Genomic DNA, 15,740 nt, shown 5'->3' with positions numbered 1-15,740 from the left:
TCTTGCGCGCCGTTCCCCTTGCGCTTCGCGTGCGAACCGGTCAAGACGGCGGGCGGGTTTCATGCTGACAGGACGAGGTCGAGATGGCAGGCGGATTTCGGCGGGTGATCGGCGGTTCGGCAGGCGGCGTGCTGGTGCGGCTAGCCTTCCTCTCGCTTCTGGTCGGCGCCTTCATGGCGATGCTCGGACTCACGCCCCAGCGGCTGCTCGACAACCTCGTTGGCATGTTCGAAGCGTTGTGGAACATGGGCTTCGAGGCTTTCGGCACGTTGGGCATGTGGCTCGTCTACGGCGCCATGATCGTCATCCCGATCTGGATCGTGGTGCGGCTCTTCGCCATGATACGCGGGCGCTGAGCGGCTTTCACGCATGAACACAGCTTCCCCCGGCGAGGGCCCGGTGCGCCGGGTCGAGGTCTCGCATCGGCGCATGCTCGTCATCGCCGTGCCGATGACGCTGTCGCATATGACGACGCCGTTGCTCGGCCTCGTCGACATGACCGTGATCGGGCGGCTCGGCGATGCGGCGCTGCTCGGTGCCGTGGCTTTGGGCGGGGTCGTCTTCGATTTTCTGTTCTGGAGCTTCGGCGCCCTGCGCATGGGCACGGCCGGCCTGACCGCCCAGGCGAGCGGCGCCGGTGATGATCGCGAGATCGACCGGGCGCTCGCGCGCGCCATCGCCGTCGCCATCCTGATCGGACTGGTGCTGATCGCGCTGCAATGGCCGATCGGTCTGATCGCGTTGCGGATGATGGGGGCGAGCACAGAGGTGAATGCTGCGCTGGCCTTGTATTTCCATATCCGCATCTGGGCTGCGCCGTTTACCCTGGCGAATTATGCGATCCTCGGCTCGATGATCGGGCGCGGGCGCACCGATCTCGGTTTCGCGCTGCAGGTCGGGCTCAATCTGATCAATATCGCGCTCACCATCGTGCTGGTGGTCGGGCTGGAAATGGGGGTGGCGGGAGCGGCTCTGGGCACGCTTGCGGCGGAGGCGCTCGCGGCGGGGCTCGGCCTGCTGGTGCTGCGCCGGCTCGGCTCGAATCCGCTGCGCATCCCGCTCGCTGAGACGCTGCAACCGGCGGCAATGAAGCGCATGCTGGCGGTGAACGGCGACATCATGATCCGTACCATGGCGCTGATCGTGGCCTTTGCGAGCTTCGCCGCCATCGGCGCGCGGGCCGGCGATGTCACGCTCGCGGCCAATGCGGTGCTCTACAAGATGTTCACGCTGGGCTCGTATTTCCTCGATGGCACCGCCACGGCAGCGGAAGCGATGTGCGGGCAGGCCTATGGCGCGCGCAACCGCCACGCCTTCCGCCGCTCCGTCACCATCGCGATCCAGTGGAGCCTCGGCCTCGGCTGCTTCGCCATGGCCGTGTTCTGGCTTGCCGGGCCGCTCTTCATCGATTTCATCACGACGGATGCCGCCGTGCGCCTGTTCGCGCGCGATTATCTGATCTATGCAGCGGCAGCGCCGCTGGTCGGCGCGCTGGCTTTCGCCTTCGACGGCATTTATATCGGCGCGACCTGGACGCGGGCCATGCGCAATCTGATGCTGGCATCGCTCGCCATTTATCTCGCCGCGCTCGGCATCGGCGGGATTGTCACCGCTGACGGCCTGAGCAATCACGGCCTCTGGCTCGCCTTCCTCGCCTTTCTCGGCGCGCGCGGCGCGGGCCAGGCGCTGCTCTATCCGCAACTGGAAAAGCAGCGTAACTGGCCGCAGCCTCTATAACCTGCATCATTCGTACACCATGCCCGGCGTGCCGTGTTGCGACAGGAGGGTTCGCCCTGCATGAAGGCCGTACCGGAACTCCCCTCTCCCTGATGGAGAGGGGAAAGAGCGCTGCATTGCCCGCTCGCCAGGCAACCGCACCGCTGATCAGTGCATCATCAGAACCGGCACCGTCATGCTCTCGAGAATGCCGCGTGTGGCACCGCCGAGGACCAGTTCGCGCATGCGCGAATGGCCGTAGCCGCCCATCACGATCAGATCCGCGCCGTTATCCGCAGCATGCGAGAGAATGCTGTCGGAGACGCTGCCGACATTGGTCAGCATGCGCGCTTTCGTCTTGATGCCGTGGCCGGAGAGAACCTTCGCGAGACGTTCGCCCCGCTCACGCTCGGCTTCAGCACCGGTGGAGACACCGACGATCTCGACGGTGCCGGCCTGCTTCAGGAGCGGCATCGCAGCCGTGACCGCCTTGGCAGCCGTCGCGCTTTCGTCCCACGCCACGATGACATGGTCGAGCTTCATCGGCGCGCGCTGGATGTAGGGCACGATCAGGAGCGGACGCCCGGAACCGAAGAGCATGGCCTCGACGAAGAGCGGCCCGCCCTTCTCGCGATCGGAGCCGGGTTGCTCGACCACGGTGAGATCATAATAGCGCGCCATCCGCTCAAGCTGTCCGGCGCAGCGATCCATCATGCCTTGCAGGACGAAGCCGTCGACATGCACCCCGACTTCCCCGGCCTTGGCCTCATAGGAGGCGAGACGGGCCTGCGCTTCCTCGCGGCTGGCTGCGCGCGCCTGCTCGAGCACGTCACTCGGCATTTCCGGAATGACATAGCTCGGCATCGTCGGATCGATGGCGATGCCGGCCGCGCGGGTGCTGGCGTCGAAGGCCCTGGCCAGCGAGGCCGCATAGGGTCCGACAGCTTTGGCCTCAGGGCTGAGAACGACGAAGATTTCCTTGTAAGACATGCACTTTCCTCCTGTGGCCGACCGCCTGCAGCCTGCGGTTCATCTTTGCCTGGCCTGTCATGCCCGAGCATGCTGATGCTGCCCAAGCTTTGCATTGATCTTTCGCAACGCTTGCCGGGCGCAGCCCGTTCCCTGCGGCCTCAGCCAGAGAAGCCGGCGCGCACCAGGGCCTGGGCGACTTCGGTGAAGCTGTCGCGCGGGATCGGCTGGCCGATCTTGCCCTCGGTGATGAGGAGCTTGAAGAGTTCGGGATTGCTCTCGATGGCGATGCCGTTTTCATGCGCTACCTCCCTCGCCCGCGTCTCGTTATCGGCCAGTGCCTTGGCGGCGAGCATGGGGACGCCGGATTGCTCGGGCTTGTAGGCGATGCCGATCATGCCGTTCGGCCCGGCGATCCAGAGATTGGCGGCTTTCGGGCCCACGAGCCCGGCGGTATCGGCCATCTCCTTGCGGATGCGGTTGCGCTCGCCGCGGACATGCGGATCACCGAAGGATTCCTTCATCTCCCGCTTCATCTCGGTCTGGGTCATCATGTTGTCGCGCTTGAACAGGATGCGCGCGATGACGAAGTCGATGGCCGCAAAGATGAGGATGAGAAATGTCGAGATCAGAATGATGTAGAGAATGATCGTGCCGCCGACATCGAAGATGCACCCCATGCCGCAGGTCGGTGACCAGATGACATCACCAAGAAAGCCGCGCAATATGAAATATATGCAGACGAAGAAGATGATGATTTTTGCCGTACTCTTGAGAAGATCGATCAGGCTCTTCAGGGCGAAGATGTTCTTGATCCCCTCTGCGGGGTTGAACTTGGCGAAATTCGGGGTCAGCGATTCCATGGAAAACAGGAACCCGCCAACATCGAGCATCGTCGCCACAAGCGCTCCGACAATGGCGATCCCCATGACGGGCAGGGCCAGTTCGAGCGTCAGGCGCACCGTCATGCGCGTGGCTTCATGCAGGCGCTCATCGAAGGGGGCGCCGTTGAAGACGGGGTTGTCGATGAAGCCGATCGCGAAGCTGTCGATCATCGAATCGTAAGTCGCGAGCACGTAGAAGAGCACCGTGATCAGCGTTACCGCGCCGGTGACCTCCCGGCTGCGCGGGATCTGGCCCTTGTCGCGCAGTTGTTTGAGTTTCTGGGGGGTGGGCTCGAGAGTGGCCTCTTCGGAATCATCCTTGCCCGACATGCCCTGCTTCTCCCGGCCTTATTCGCGCACTTCCCCCATCAGCAGGAAGGCTTCGACGAAACGCATCAGTTCGCGCCAGTCGTCGAGCATGTATTCTTCAAGGAACAAGGCGTAGAGCGGGATGAAGGCGCATACGCACAGGTTCTTCACGATGGCGGCAAATTCCGAAACCTCGATTTGCTGTGCGATCCGGTGCCCGAAGACGAGGGTCAGGTCGATAACGATCAGCGCGATCATCAGCGGCCCCGAAATGATGACGCCCAGCGTGAACATCCGCGTCAGCAGGTCACCGATCGCCGTCACCGTCGCCACCCCCATCGGAGGGGCGACGTCACTGATGTTCAATATGCTGTAGGAATGGTAAATTAATTCTATCACCAATTGCATCCCGCCCGCGACCACGAAGATCGCCAGCGAGGCGTAGAGCAGGACGACACCGGTGAGCGAATTCTCGTCCGCGTTCACCGGATCGGCGACATTGGCCATGCTGGCGCCGCGCGAGACGTCGATAATGTCGCCGGCAGCCTGGATGCCCCAGAAGGGAATCGCGATCAGAACGCCAAGCAGCAGGCCGAAGACGAATTCCTTGATCATGATGGTCGCGATCACCCACAGATCGGGAATGCCCATCTGCATCAGTTGCGGCTCGATCAGGGGCACGAGCGGGATCGTGAGCACGATCGCGAGCGTGGCACGGATCGTGCCCCGGACATTGAGGGCGGTGAACAGCGGAAAGATCTGCAACACGGCGATGATGCGCGCAAAGCCTGTGGCGAAGGCGAGCCCGGTCCACATGTAGCGCCCGAGCCAGGCGGTGAGGATTTCGTCGAATTCCGTCATCGCCTTACCGCGTCATGGTGTGAAACGAGGCGAAGAGCGTGCGTGAATAGTCGAAGAGCGGCGCCGACATCGGCACGCCGCCGATCATCAGCACCGCGAGGATGACGATGATCTTCACCAGCTGCGGCAGGGTCTGGTCCTGGATCTGGGTTGCGGCCATGAGAATGGCGAGCACGACACCCACCACCATCGCCGCGATCATCGGCGGCGCCACGATGATCAGGCCCGTCAGGAAGCTGGCATAGATCTGCTCGACGAGGCCGGACGAGCCCATGCGTCAGCCTCCCGGAACGTAGGAGAGTACAAGGCCCTGCAACAGCCGCGACCAGCCGTCGATGAAGACGAAGAGCAAGAGCTTCAGCGGTGTCGAGATCACCGTCGGCGACAGCATCGACATGCCCATCGCCACGATGATCACGCTGACGACGAAATCGATGACGAGAAACGGCAGATAGAGCAGGAAGCCGATCTCGAAGGCGCGGGTCAGTTCCGAGATCAGGAAGGCGGGCAAGAGCACCACGATGTCGTTTTCCGCGACCTGCATCTCGACATCGTACTGCGCCCAGAGCGTCGTGGTCGTTTCGACGAAGAAGGTCGTGGCTTCCGGTCGCGAATGCGTTTGCAGGAAGCTGATCAGCGGCACTGTCGATTCTCGGAAAATGACCTCGAAATCGGCCATCGTCTCGTAGCTCTGGCGCGGATCGGTGATGATGCCGTACATCTCACGCAGGATCGGCGCCATGATGAACAGGGTGAGCACGATCGCCACCGTGTTGATCAGCACACCCGGCGGCGTCTGCTGGATGCCGAGCGCGTTGCGCACGAGGAAGAGAACGATCGAGATCTTGGCGAATGAGGTGGCAGCGACGACCAGGAAGGGAATGACGGCGATGATCGCCGAAAGGACGATGAGCGAAAAATACGTCGGGATCGCCAGATTCGTCATCGCGCCAGCTTCGAGACCCGCACTCCGATGGCTTCACCCAGGCGCACCAGCTCACCGGTGCCGACGCGGCGTCCGTTGGCAATGATGTCGACGCTCTGGCTCAGCGGCTTGCCCAGTTCGAAGACATAGCCGGCGGCCAGGCTTTCGAGCTCCGATAACGGGATCTCGAGCCGTCCCAGTTCAAAGACCAGCTGGACCGGGATCTCGTCGATGCTGCCGGTCGGCGCCGCCTGTTCAGGCTTTTCGGGTTGTTGGGTCACACGTGCATCCGTCGAATAGGCGAGGGTGGTTGCATCCATGGGCCGCAGCAGCGGCCCGTCGAGCGTCGGCTTGATGGTCTTCCAGTTGCATGTCTGGGCGAATCGCTCTGCCGTGATTGCTACAATCTTTTGAAAACTTAAAGTAGTATCGTCAAGTGAAATCCCACAACCGGTCTCCAGTGACGCGAATTCCGCGAGTGTCAGCCGCGTGCAGCCGCAGCGGAATGCAATGGATGTGGTCAGCTCTGCAAAGGGGCTGCGGGTGATCGGTCCGGCGATCAGGGCCGCGATGAGCTGATCGCGCTCGATGGCGTGGCAATTGAGGGCGATGGGAAAGCGCGCCCCGCCCTGGCCTGCGGCAGTATCGGCGGCGCCGGCCTCGAAGACGAAGTCGGGCCGTATGCCGATGGCCAGACCGCGCTCAGCCGCGACCACGGCGATCTCCGCCCGGATCGCATGCGAGAAGGCGTCGATCAGGTCATTTTCCAGCGCATCGATCAGCAATGCCCGGTCGGCTGTGGACAGGGCGGTATCGTCGAGCATGGGATGGGCGCCGCGCAGCATCGCGGTGACGATATCGTCGGGCAGCCAGAGGCTCGCGGCGCGATCGGCGCAGAGCAGGTCGAGCCGGGTCCAGCCGCCCTCCCAGGCCGTGAGGGCAGCGGGATCCGCCAGAGCGAGGACGATACGCCCGATACCGGTCTGGAATTGCGGATTGGCCCGGTTGCGCGCCAGACGGCGCCAGTCACCCGCTTCGCGCGGAGAGAGGGTCGGGAGTTCGAGGGGTTGGGCCAGGGCCGGATCGATGCGTCGGAAGGGTGCGTTCATGACTGTTTCCAGCGTGGTTTGGACGGCATTTCGGTCTGGAGCTCTTCCTGCAACTCGGCTTCGCGCGCCTCTTTCTCGGCGAGTTCGGCATCGAAGGTGTCGAGCTGTTCGGCGGATTTCTCGGCGGCGCGCAGGGCTTCATGGGCCTCGGCGACCTTTTTCTCCTGGAGCTTGATCTGGCGATCGAGGCGCAGTTTCGCGGTCTTGAGGTCGCGCAATTGCAGATCGTAGAAATAGCGCTGGCGTTGGCTGTCGATCACGGCGGTCTGGGTGAAGGTTTCGCCGGATGCGCTGCCCAGCCGCCCCGCCGAGGCACGGGCTGCCTCGACCTCCCCGATGCGGGCCGTATTCTGCGCCATCTGCTGCGTGAGCGCGTCGAGATTGTTGCGTTCGTTCTGGTAATCGCGCCGGCGCTGTTTCGTGCGCAGGGTGCGGATCGTCATCAGTTTCTGCAATTGCGCGCGCATCACACACCCGTGATCTCGCGCAGACGCGCGATCGTGTCGGCGAATTTGGCGATTTCACCCGGCTTCTGCTTGAGATGCGCCTTGATCATCTCGATCTTGGCGACAGCCTCGTCATTGAGGGCGTCGGTACCCTGCTTGTACTCGCCGACCTGGATCAGCAGTTCGAGTTCCTGGTAGCGGGCATAGAGCTCGCGCATCTTCTCGGCGGCGGCGCGGTGTTCCGGCGTCGCCACATCGTTGAACAGACGGCTTTTCGAGACCATGACGTCGATGGCGGGATAATGCACCTGCGCCGCGAGTTTCTCCGAGAGGATGATATGGCCGTCGAGCAGGCTCTTGACCTCCTCGGCCACCGGATCCGAGCTCATGTCGCCTTCGACCAGCACGGTATAGAAGGCGGTGATCGATCCCACGGCGGCGGGGCCGGCCCGCTCCACCAGCAATGGCAAGGTCGAATAGACGGAGGGCGGGAAGCCGCGCCGTCCCGGTGGCTCGCCGGCGGAGAGGCCGATCTCGCGCAGGGCGCGTGCCAGACGCGTCACCGTGTCGACGAAGAGCAGCACCTTCATGCCGCGATCGCGAAAATGCTCGGCCACTGCGGTGGCGGTGAGCGAGGCCTGCATGCGCTCCACCGAGGGGCGGTCCGATGTCGCCGCGACGATCACCGAGCGCGCGCGGCTTTCCTTGCTCAGCGCGTGTTCGAGGAAATCGTTGACCTCGCGCCCGCGCTCGCCGACCAGCGCCACGACGGTGACATCCGCTTCGCAGCGCATCACGATCTCCGACATCAGCGTCGACTTGCCGCCGCCCGCCGTTCCGAAAATCCCCATTCGCTGGCCGACCCCCATGGTCAGCAGCGAATCGATCGAGCGGATGCCGATTTCCATCGGTGTCCTGATCGGCTGACGCGTCATCGGGTCGGGGGCCTGCGCCGAGATCGGGCGTCGCTCGGCCTCGGGGCCGGGCCGTGGCGGCTCGGAGGCGTCGCCCCAATCCATGAAATTGCCCAGTGCGTCGATGACGGTGCCGAGCAGATGGTCGCCGCAGGTCACCGTCGGCGGACGGCGCAGGCCCACCACTTCGGTGCGCAGCGACAGGCCGGAGGTGCCGCCATAGGGGGCAAGAAAGGCGGTGGCGTTGTCGAGCCCGACCACCTCCGCGAAACGCGTTTCGGAGGTATCAGGATCGCGCAATTCGCATAATTCGCCCACCTCTGCGCCGGGCAGTTCCGCGCGGATCAGGGGGCCGGTCACGGCGAGCAGGCGTCCCGAGGAGCGGCGCGTGTCGATCCCGCCGACGATGCGCTGCAGCTTGGCGAGCTTGCCGGCAAAGCCGGTCTGGCGGTCGGCATTGCGCCGTTCGGGCTGTTGCGAGCCCGTCTTTGCCGCAGCCGGCTTCTGCGCCGGCTCTCGGCGCTGCGCGTCGACGTCCCGCGGTGATTTCGGCGGTGCGCTCGTCTGGTCCATCCCGATTCCCCGATTGCGGCATCTGCATGTGCCGATGGCGCGTGGCGCCTCTCCTCATTCGTCCAGGCTCTGCAGTCCGGCCTTCAGCCGTGAGAGCTGCTGGCGCATGCCCACATGGATGCGTCCCTTGGGGGTTTCGAGAATGATCTCGCCGCGCTTGAGCAGCGGATCGGCCTCCACGCCCTTGATTTCGGGCCAGGAGCCCGTCATCGGCAATTGCCGCAGCCCTTCCTCGAGATAGGGAACCTCGTCCGGTGTGACCCGCACCACGGCCCAGATGTCGCCTGCCGCGTCGTCGAGGGCGCGCCGCACACAGCGCAGGGCGAGTTCATGCTCGTCCATTTCGCCGAGCATGCGCTCGACCGCACCGAGCACGATGGCAGCGAGTTCCTCATCCGAGGCCGCAAGGCGCTCGCGCACCCGGTCGATGGCTTCGACGAGCGTTTCAAGGGCCTCCAGACGGCCCTTTTCGAAGCCTTCCTGATAACCTTTCTTGCGGGCCTGCTCCTGCGCTTCGGCGACGCTGCGGCCCATGCCGTCATGCAGGCGCCGGGCCTCGTCGCGGAAGCGATCCGCGATGCGCAGCACCTTCATCTCCTCCGCCGAGAGCACTTTCGTGGCGGGCACGAAAACCGAATTCTCCGGCTGGCCCGCCGCATCGCCTGCGGCCGGTTGTGCCGGGGGCTGTGACTCCGCTGCCTTCGACGACGCAGCCTGTGCCGCCGCTGCCTCGGGCGGTCTCTGCGGAGGCCTCTGCACAGGCCTCTGGGGTTGTGTTCGCGGCGGTCTCTGAGGCGGCGTTCGCGGTGCCGCCGGGGGTGGTGGTTGCGCGGATGCATCGGGCGGCGCCTGTGGGCGCGACGCTTTCGTCCCGGGATCGGGTGTCGGCTGTGATGCGGGCGGGGCTTCAGGCTGCGGGTTCGTCATTTTCGCCTCCGGGTGAACCATCCTTGCCGACCGCAATCTCTCCCGTCATCGAAGCATCAGAGGCCGCATCGCCCCCGGCTGCGGCAGGGTCGTCCGCGAGGCCATCGGCGCGCCATTGCGCTTCCGCAGCATGGACCTCCTCGGGGGAGGGCATGACGCTATGGCCGCCGCCGCTCGTATCCTGATGGGTATCTGCGGCTGCATGATCCCCGATCACGCGCGTCAGGGCCCGGGCGGCCAGGGTGGGCAGGCCGGTGATCACCGCGTCGAAACGATCGGCGAAGCCGCGTGTTGCGATCGCGACCGGCAGATCAAGCAGCAGCGCCACACAGGCGGCGCCGTCATGGCCATGGGCGGCGAGCGCGCGCACGAACATGCGTTTGTCCGCATCGCTGACGGGCGGCTCGGCGATGAATTCGCGCAGTGCCTCGATGCTCTGCGTCAGCAAAGGCCTCTGCACCAGGGCGAAGGAGAGCGCTTCTTCGCCATATCGTTCCGCAAGCCGGCGCATCGCGTCGCGGCCCATCACGCGCGGCGTGTCGGCAAGTCGCATGGTGGTGGCGAAAAAGCCGATGGCGCGCATGATGATCGCGGGGTCGCCGGGAATGTGGCGGGCGGCCGCGACCTGGCGCCGGGTCAGCCCGAGACGCTCGCGCAGACGGGCCGCAAAACGTCTTTGCAGGCCGGCGCGGGCGTGAGCGAAATTGCTGATTGCGGCTTCCGGCAGGCCCGTCAGCGCCGCGATGCGCACCTCGCCGAGCAGGGCGAGCAGGGCGGAGGGATCTTCGCAGGCCGATTCCAGAATGATCGGTACACGCCTGTGGCGGGGATGGCCACTATCGCCGTCATTGCCGGTCAGGCGCGGTGAACGCAGCCAGGCACCGTCATCGACGGGAGCGGAAACGGCGCCGGGCTGCGGCGAGACGGCGCTTTGCACGCGACCCTGTACCGGCGTCATGAGGCGCCTCTCGTGGCAACGCGCTGGCGCCATGCGAGGAAGCCTGCACCCGCCGCCATGGCAAGGGCTGCCGCCCAGAAGATGTAGGGGGCAATGCGTGTCATGAAGGGCAGGGGCGGTGCAGTCTCGCCGGTTTCGGCAGACGGAGTCTGTGCTGATGATGCCGCGGCGGGCTTGGGGGGCGTGCCGGCGCCGGTCGCCGTATCGGGCCGGGCGTCAGGCGGTGCCGTATCTCCGGCAGGCGCCCCGCTTGCGGCAGCCGTCCCCATTGCTCCGGAGAGCCCGTGAGACGCATCGAAGAAAGCGACAGCGACGTTGCGGAAGTCCATGCCCTGGACAGCATTGGTGACGAGCATGCGCACGCGTGTGGTCAAGGGTTCCGTGTCGAGGCCGGGCTCATGATGAATCAGGATCGAGGCCGAGGGCTGGTTCATCGGCTGTCCGCGCAGATCGAGCTCGGGCAGGACGATGTGGACACGCGCGTTGCGCACGCCGGAAATCGTGCTGATCGTCCGGGCGATCTCCTGGTTCAGCGCATGCATGGTGCGGATGCGCTGCTCGTAGGGCGAGACGATCAGCCCGTCTCCGGGAAAGATCTCGCCGAGCGACTGGAAGCGTTCCGCTGGCAGGCCGGCTCCGGCCAGTGCCTCGACGGCGGCGGCCATCTCGGATTCTGCGACCATGACGCGAAAAATCCCTTCGCTGACCGGTTCGCGCGTAGCCTCGATTCCCGAACGGGCCAGAACCGCGATCATCTCATTCGCCTCACGTTGCGACAGATTGCCGTAGAGCTCGACCTGGCAGGCAGCCAGGAACAGGCAAAGCGTCACAATGAAAGAGCGTGAAAGGCCGCGCATCTCAGGATCGTCCTCGTCATCGGATTACGACCCTTGCTTGAGTTGATTGAAGATCTCGTTAATTTTCTTCACCATACCCGTGACGTGCTCGAAGGCCGAGAGCATGCGCACACGCGTCTCCTGGTGAGCGGCCATGTGCAGCGACATCATCATGCTGCGTTCGGTATTGAGCTTGTCACCTTCACGCGTCAGGGCGTGCACTTTGGAATTGTGCTCCATGGCTTCCTCGGGCGAATCCGGTCGCGGTTGTGCGATGGTCTCGCGCAAATCGCCCATCACGGTGTCGAGGCGGTTGGTGAGGTGGCTGATCTCGCCGGCGAAATCGATCGTATTGGCTTTTGTTTCTCCGTTCATGCCCAGCGCCGATTGCACCACCGGGACCGCGCGCTGGCTGTGATCGGAGAAGATCGGCTGGATCCGGTCGGAATCGCGGGCGAGGCGCTGCTGATCATGCGAGGTGAAATGTCCGCGCTCCGCTCCACCACCGGCAGCCGGGGCAAAAGTGTCGGCGCTGCCGCCCGAGACCGACGCAGTCTGAGCGGCATGGCGATAATTCTGGCCATGCGCCTCGCCGGCTCCGATCGTGGGCGGCATCAACACCTGCATCATGGCGGTGCGCTCTGTTTCCAGCGTACGCTCGAGATTACGAAAATTGTCTCCGAAGGTGCGCAGATCGGCGCGGGGATTGAGCTCGCGCGCAGCCGGTGCCTGGCCCAGCGCTTCGCGGTAGACCGCATTGAACGCCCGCGCATCGCTGCCCGCCGGATCCGCGCCGGGGCCCGGCGCACCGACGTGAAAACCGCTGACGGATGCGGGTCCGATGGTATCCAAGCGCATCTCCCTGACGATGATGGCGTCCGTGCCATGCGGCTCGACTGCCGGGCATCGCCTGCCCGGGACGAAACGCATTCTATGATTGCGCATCGCGTCGTACAATCTTTGCGCGATACAGACTGAAAATACGATTAACAGCGCTTTACGGCAGGCGTCTGTTTTCCCGTGCCGGTTCCCGGCCTGTCGGCGCGAGGGGTATGTGCTGCGGCGAGCAAACGCCAGCTCAGATCATATAAAATCGCATACATACATAGAAATTCAATTCACAAAAATTATGCTTTAAACTGAAACATATTTGTGTTAGATGTAGCATCCTTGAACAGCGCATGAGTTGTATCGCGATCTCAATCTTCTCTTGAAGATGACGCGCATTCTGCTTATGATGTGCGGCAATTATGATGCATGGGATAAATGAAAGACAATGAGCGTTTCTAACTATAATCCGCTCGGCTTACCCGTAGGGCCGAATTCGGGCGCACAGCGCAGCTCGATCGTTCCGGGTGCTGTTGACGCCGGCTTCACGATTCCAACATCGGACACGGCTCCGGTGGGCGCGGGTGATTCTCCCGCTGGTACGACACAGGCACCACTGGTCGGGGCGCAGGCGGCACAGAGCGCTGCCGCAACCGAAGACAGTCAGGCAGGTCCGGCTGCTCAGACTCTCGGGCAGGAATACGACAGGCTGCCGCAGGGGCGCCGCGAGAACTATGCCTCCCTGTACAACAGCTATTTCGGCTGACGGTGGAGTCTGACCCATGCGCCTCCCCAATCGTGAAATCGTCTATCGTCTGCTTTTCGTGACCGAACAGGGCAACGAGGACCAGCGCAATGCCGCGAATGCGCGACTCGCTTCGCTGCGTGACGCCTTCAACAACGACCGGCGCTTCCCTTCGTCCCGCCCGGTCATGCCGGCGATCGAGACGGAATGCTGGACCTGGTGGCACGAGGTGGCGAACATGCCGCCCGCCCCGCGCGAGCCCGCTCCGACCACCGGCACGGTGCCGTTCGGCCAGATTCCCGGCTGAGGTTCGCGCAAACGCCGCGATGGCTGACCGCGCCGTCGGCGCCCCAATTGCGGCGCCGGCGGCTTCGTTGCGCGAGCCGGGTCGGACATGCGCACCACCGGAGAAAGATCTCCCTGCAAGAAGTGCGTCTGCGAGCCATAACGGATCGATATGCCGTTTTCGATCGCCGATTCCGCCGCAAGCTCGCCCCAATCGCAATGCATTGAATTCCTCCCGGACCGGCACGCCCGCGCAGCACGGGCGCGGCATCGCGTGCGATCCGGACTCCTTTTATCTCATCTCAGTCCCGTAGCCCCCCAGAGACGGTGCATCCCGATCATGGCGCGTCAGCCGAGTTCAGTATCGAAGATCCGCGCCTCCCGTCGTGCCTTCCTCGTCGGCGGCGGCAGCCTGCTTCTCGGCGGCTGCTTCGGAATCGCCGGTGCGGGAAGCCCCGGCGGTGATCCGCGCGCGAGCATGTCCCGGGAGCCGACGCTCCTCGTCGCCACCACCCGGCGCCCCGCGAGTCCGGCAGGCGAAGCCCCGTTCTTCGGGCCCGAACGCGGCACCGGCCTCACCTTCGCCCGGGCCCGGCTGACTCCGCCAGCGACGGGTCTGACGGCCCGCGTCAGCAATATCGTCTCGGGCGGCTGGCAGGTGGCGGGTATCGATGACGTCATCTCCCGCGATGCCGCCGACGCCTTTGCCCGCGCGGCTTTGGGCAAGGATGTGCTGCTCTATGTGCACGGCTATCGCGAGACCTTCGAGAGCGCGGCTGCGAGTGCTGCCGAACTCGCCGACGGTATCGGTTTTCGTGGCGCGCCCGGCCTGTTCACCTGGCCCTCTGCCGGGGGGACGTTCGACTACGCCTATGATCGCGAGAGCGCCATGTGGTCGCGTGATGCGCTGGAGGAACTGATGCTCACGCTGGCGCAGTCGCCGAGCGGCGGGCGCGTCCATATCGTGGCGCATTCCATGGGCTCGCTGCTGGCGCTGGAAACGCTGCGGATGCTGCGCGGCTCCGGTGGTGATCGGGCGATGGCGCGCATCGGCGCCGTGGTTCTGGCTGCGCCGGATGTCGATATCGATCAGTTCGAGCAGGCGGTGAACCGCCTCGGTCCGGATGCGCCGCGCATCACCGTGATCGTCTCGTCGCGCGACCGCGCCCTGATGGCGTCGCAGCGCATCGCCGGCGGTGTCGCCCGCGCCGGCGCCGCAGAACGCGAACGCCTGACGGCCATGGGCGTGCGCGTCGCCGATGCCAGCGCATTCGGTCGCGGCATTCTCAACCACGACCTTTTTCTCTCCAATGAAGACGTCCGCCGCGTCGTGCAGCGGGCGATCGAACGCGCCCGCTGAGCGCTCGCTGCGCGGCGGTTACTGCACGGAGGCAGCCCGGCGCGGTGTCGGTGAAAGCTTCACCCGCCCGGCTTCGATTACGCTCATGCCGATCTGCGTGCGCAGTTCGATGCGCATCGGCACGAGTGAATCATTGGCCGGGAAGGGGGCGAGCCAGACCGCCATGTCGCGGTTTTCCTCCATGAAGCGCACCGCCTCGCGCGACGGTCGATGCCCCGAGACGGCGCGAAAACGCGCCTTGCAGACCAGCACTTGCCCGGAATAGCCGGGGCGACTGAAATCACGGGTGCCGTCATAGCTCAGAATGATGTCGAAACGCGCCGCACCGTCGAAGACGGGAATGGTGCGCTCGCAATTGCGTTGATCGGCGGGATTGCTGCGGATCGTCGCCGGCATCAGAAACGCGCTCACGGGATCGACCACACCACTTTTATGCGCGGCCTGGACGGGGATGGCATCGGCATGGTCCTTCAGCGGCGGCTCGATCTCGACAGCCGCGACGGTGCCGTTGTTCAGCCCCATGCGCACCGTGCGACTCGCCTGGGAGCTGCGTGAATTCGCCGCGAAGGCACGGGGCATCACCTGCCTCCCCGAGACGGTTCCGCGCGCGCTCGCCGCGCCGCGCCCGCTGACGAGCACCCCCGCGAGACCGGTCAGCCGGGCCTGCAGATCGATATTGTAGGCGGATCCGTCGAAGTGACTCTTGACGTCGGCGGTGCCGACCGAAAATCCGGCGATCGAGATCTTGTAGACCGCTTCCATTTCGGCGGCCTTTGCCGGCGCCGTCAGCGCGAAGGCACATGTCAGCGACAAGGCCGCGATCGCCCCGGTGATCCCGCGGCGGCGCATGCCGGATCGCCGGGCACAAGCAGGGGCCCCGGTCGCACGCATGGCGGGGGAGGGGGCGGATTGAGAGCGCATGGTCCGCATTGCGCGGCTCCTCGTATGATTGGCTCCGGTGGCGGGCGACGTCGAATCAGCCGGCGAATCGCTCCGGAGCGAACGCGTTACCGTTTTCCAAGCTGCGCGATGAAGGTTAACGCTCTCCTATCCTTGACGTGACCCTGCTTCCTCGCTTATACGCAGCGCTCTTCT

General features: G+C 64.7%; 18 protein-coding genes. 5 read left to right on the top strand and 13 right to left on the bottom strand.

All coding sequences use genetic code 11. From position 1 onward, the window contains the following. The first annotated feature begins 83 nt into the window (after positions 1-83). Positions 84-356: a DUF6460 domain-containing protein gene (locus tag GA0071312_RS16705; RefSeq protein WP_074445879.1), complete on the top strand. Its 273-nt coding sequence runs from the start codon at positions 84-86 to the stop codon at positions 354-356. 13 nt (positions 357-369) lie between these two features. After that, a complete protein-coding gene (locus tag GA0071312_RS16700; RefSeq protein WP_074445878.1) occupies positions 370-1,737 on the top strand; it encodes an MATE family efflux transporter in 1,368 nt (455 codons plus the stop codon). 147 nt (positions 1,738-1,884) lie between these two features. Here the strand turns inward: GA0071312_RS16700 and GA0071312_RS16695 are convergent, their stop codons facing one another. The 12 genes from GA0071312_RS16695 to GA0071312_RS16640 all read right to left on the bottom strand — a co-directional run bounded on the left by GA0071312_RS16695 (position 1,885) and on the right by GA0071312_RS16640 (position 12,279). Next, a complete protein-coding gene (locus GA0071312_RS16695; protein WP_074445877.1) occupies positions 1,885-2,706 on the bottom strand; it encodes a universal stress protein in 822 nt (273 codons plus the stop codon). A gap of 140 nt (positions 2,707-2,846) precedes the next feature. Further along, positions 2,847-3,899, bottom strand: coding sequence for an EscU/YscU/HrcU family type III secretion system export apparatus switch protein (locus GA0071312_RS16690; protein ID WP_074445876.1), 1,053 nt, complete (start codon positions 3,897-3,899; stop codon positions 2,847-2,849). A gap of 18 nt (positions 3,900-3,917) precedes the next feature. Beyond that, positions 3,918-4,739 carry a type III secretion system export apparatus subunit SctT gene (gene sctT / locus GA0071312_RS16685; RefSeq protein WP_074445875.1) on the bottom strand — a complete coding sequence of 274 codons (822 nt, stop codon included), beginning with the start codon at positions 4,737-4,739 and terminating at the stop codon, positions 3,918-3,920. Between the two features lie 4 nt (positions 4,740-4,743). After that, entirely contained in the window at positions 4,744-5,013 is a 270-nt protein-coding gene (locus GA0071312_RS16680) for a flagellar biosynthetic protein FliQ (RefSeq protein WP_074445874.1), read from the bottom strand. A gap of 3 nt (positions 5,014-5,016) precedes the next feature. After that, positions 5,017-5,685: a type III secretion system export apparatus subunit SctR gene (sctR, locus tag GA0071312_RS16675; protein WP_074445873.1), complete on the bottom strand. Its 669-nt coding sequence runs from the start codon at positions 5,683-5,685 to the stop codon at positions 5,017-5,019. Further along, positions 5,682-6,773, bottom strand: a complete 1,092-nt coding sequence (gene sctQ, locus GA0071312_RS16670; RefSeq protein WP_074445872.1) for a type III secretion system cytoplasmic ring protein SctQ — start codon at positions 6,771-6,773, stop codon at positions 5,682-5,684. Before sctQ ends, sctR begins: the two co-directional genes overlap by 4 nt. After that, entirely contained in the window at positions 6,770-7,240 is a 471-nt protein-coding gene (locus tag GA0071312_RS16665; RefSeq protein WP_074445871.1) for a hypothetical protein, read from the bottom strand. Before GA0071312_RS16665 ends, sctQ begins: the two co-directional genes overlap by 4 nt. Then, positions 7,240-8,706, bottom strand: coding sequence for a FliI/YscN family ATPase (locus GA0071312_RS16660; protein WP_083204641.1), 1,467 nt, complete (start codon positions 8,704-8,706; stop codon positions 7,240-7,242). Before GA0071312_RS16660 ends, GA0071312_RS16665 begins: the two co-directional genes overlap by 1 nt. A gap of 54 nt (positions 8,707-8,760) precedes the next feature. Continuing rightward, positions 8,761-9,333, bottom strand: a complete 573-nt coding sequence (sctL, locus tag GA0071312_RS19455; protein WP_074445870.1) for a type III secretion system stator protein SctL — start codon at positions 9,331-9,333, stop codon at positions 8,761-8,763. Positions 9,334-9,613: 280 nt separating this feature from the next. Next, positions 9,614-10,591, bottom strand: a complete 978-nt coding sequence (locus GA0071312_RS16650) for a hypothetical protein (protein ID WP_074445869.1) — start codon at positions 10,589-10,591, stop codon at positions 9,614-9,616. Continuing rightward, the gene (gene sctJ, locus GA0071312_RS16645; RefSeq protein WP_074445868.1) at positions 10,588-11,448 is read right to left on the bottom strand and encodes a type III secretion system inner membrane ring lipoprotein SctJ; all 861 of its coding nucleotides are present in this window, start codon (positions 11,446-11,448) and stop codon (positions 10,588-10,590) included. The genes GA0071312_RS16650 and sctJ overlap by 4 nt, the downstream gene beginning before the upstream one ends. Before the next feature lie 24 nt (positions 11,449-11,472). Next, positions 11,473-12,279: a hypothetical protein gene (locus GA0071312_RS16640; protein WP_131817851.1), complete on the bottom strand. Its 807-nt coding sequence runs from the start codon at positions 12,277-12,279 to the stop codon at positions 11,473-11,475. A gap of 424 nt (positions 12,280-12,703) precedes the next feature. Here GA0071312_RS16640 and GA0071312_RS19765 point away from each other — a divergent pair, with 424 nt between their 5' ends. The 3 genes from GA0071312_RS19765 (at position 12,704) to GA0071312_RS16630 (ending at position 14,645) form a co-directional block, all read left to right on the top strand. Further along, the gene (locus GA0071312_RS19765; protein ID WP_131817850.1) at positions 12,704-13,021 is read left to right on the top strand and encodes a hypothetical protein; all 318 of its coding nucleotides are present in this window, start codon (positions 12,704-12,706) and stop codon (positions 13,019-13,021) included. 16 nt (positions 13,022-13,037) lie between these two features. Next, positions 13,038-13,307, top strand: coding sequence for a hypothetical protein (locus GA0071312_RS16635; protein ID WP_074445866.1), 270 nt, complete (start codon positions 13,038-13,040; stop codon positions 13,305-13,307). A gap of 318 nt (positions 13,308-13,625) precedes the next feature. After that, positions 13,626-14,645, top strand: coding sequence for an alpha/beta hydrolase (locus GA0071312_RS16630; RefSeq protein ID WP_074445865.1), 1,020 nt, complete (start codon positions 13,626-13,628; stop codon positions 14,643-14,645). An 18-nt stretch (positions 14,646-14,663) separates the two neighbouring features. On the opposite strand, the gene GA0071312_RS16625 is transcribed toward GA0071312_RS16630, so the two are convergent. Continuing rightward, positions 14,664-15,494 (bottom strand): DUF3108 domain-containing protein, encoded by an 831-nt coding sequence (locus tag GA0071312_RS16625; protein ID WP_074445864.1) that lies wholly within the window; start codon positions 15,492-15,494, stop codon positions 14,664-14,666. Between the last annotated feature and the right edge of the window lie 246 nt (positions 15,495-15,740).

Origin of the sequence: Saliniramus fredricksonii (genome assembly GCF_900094735.1) — a bacterium.
Taxonomy (GTDB): Bacteria; Pseudomonadota; Alphaproteobacteria; order Rhizobiales; family Beijerinckiaceae; genus Saliniramus; species Saliniramus fredricksonii.
This window is presented reverse-complemented; position numbering and strand designations above follow the sequence as displayed.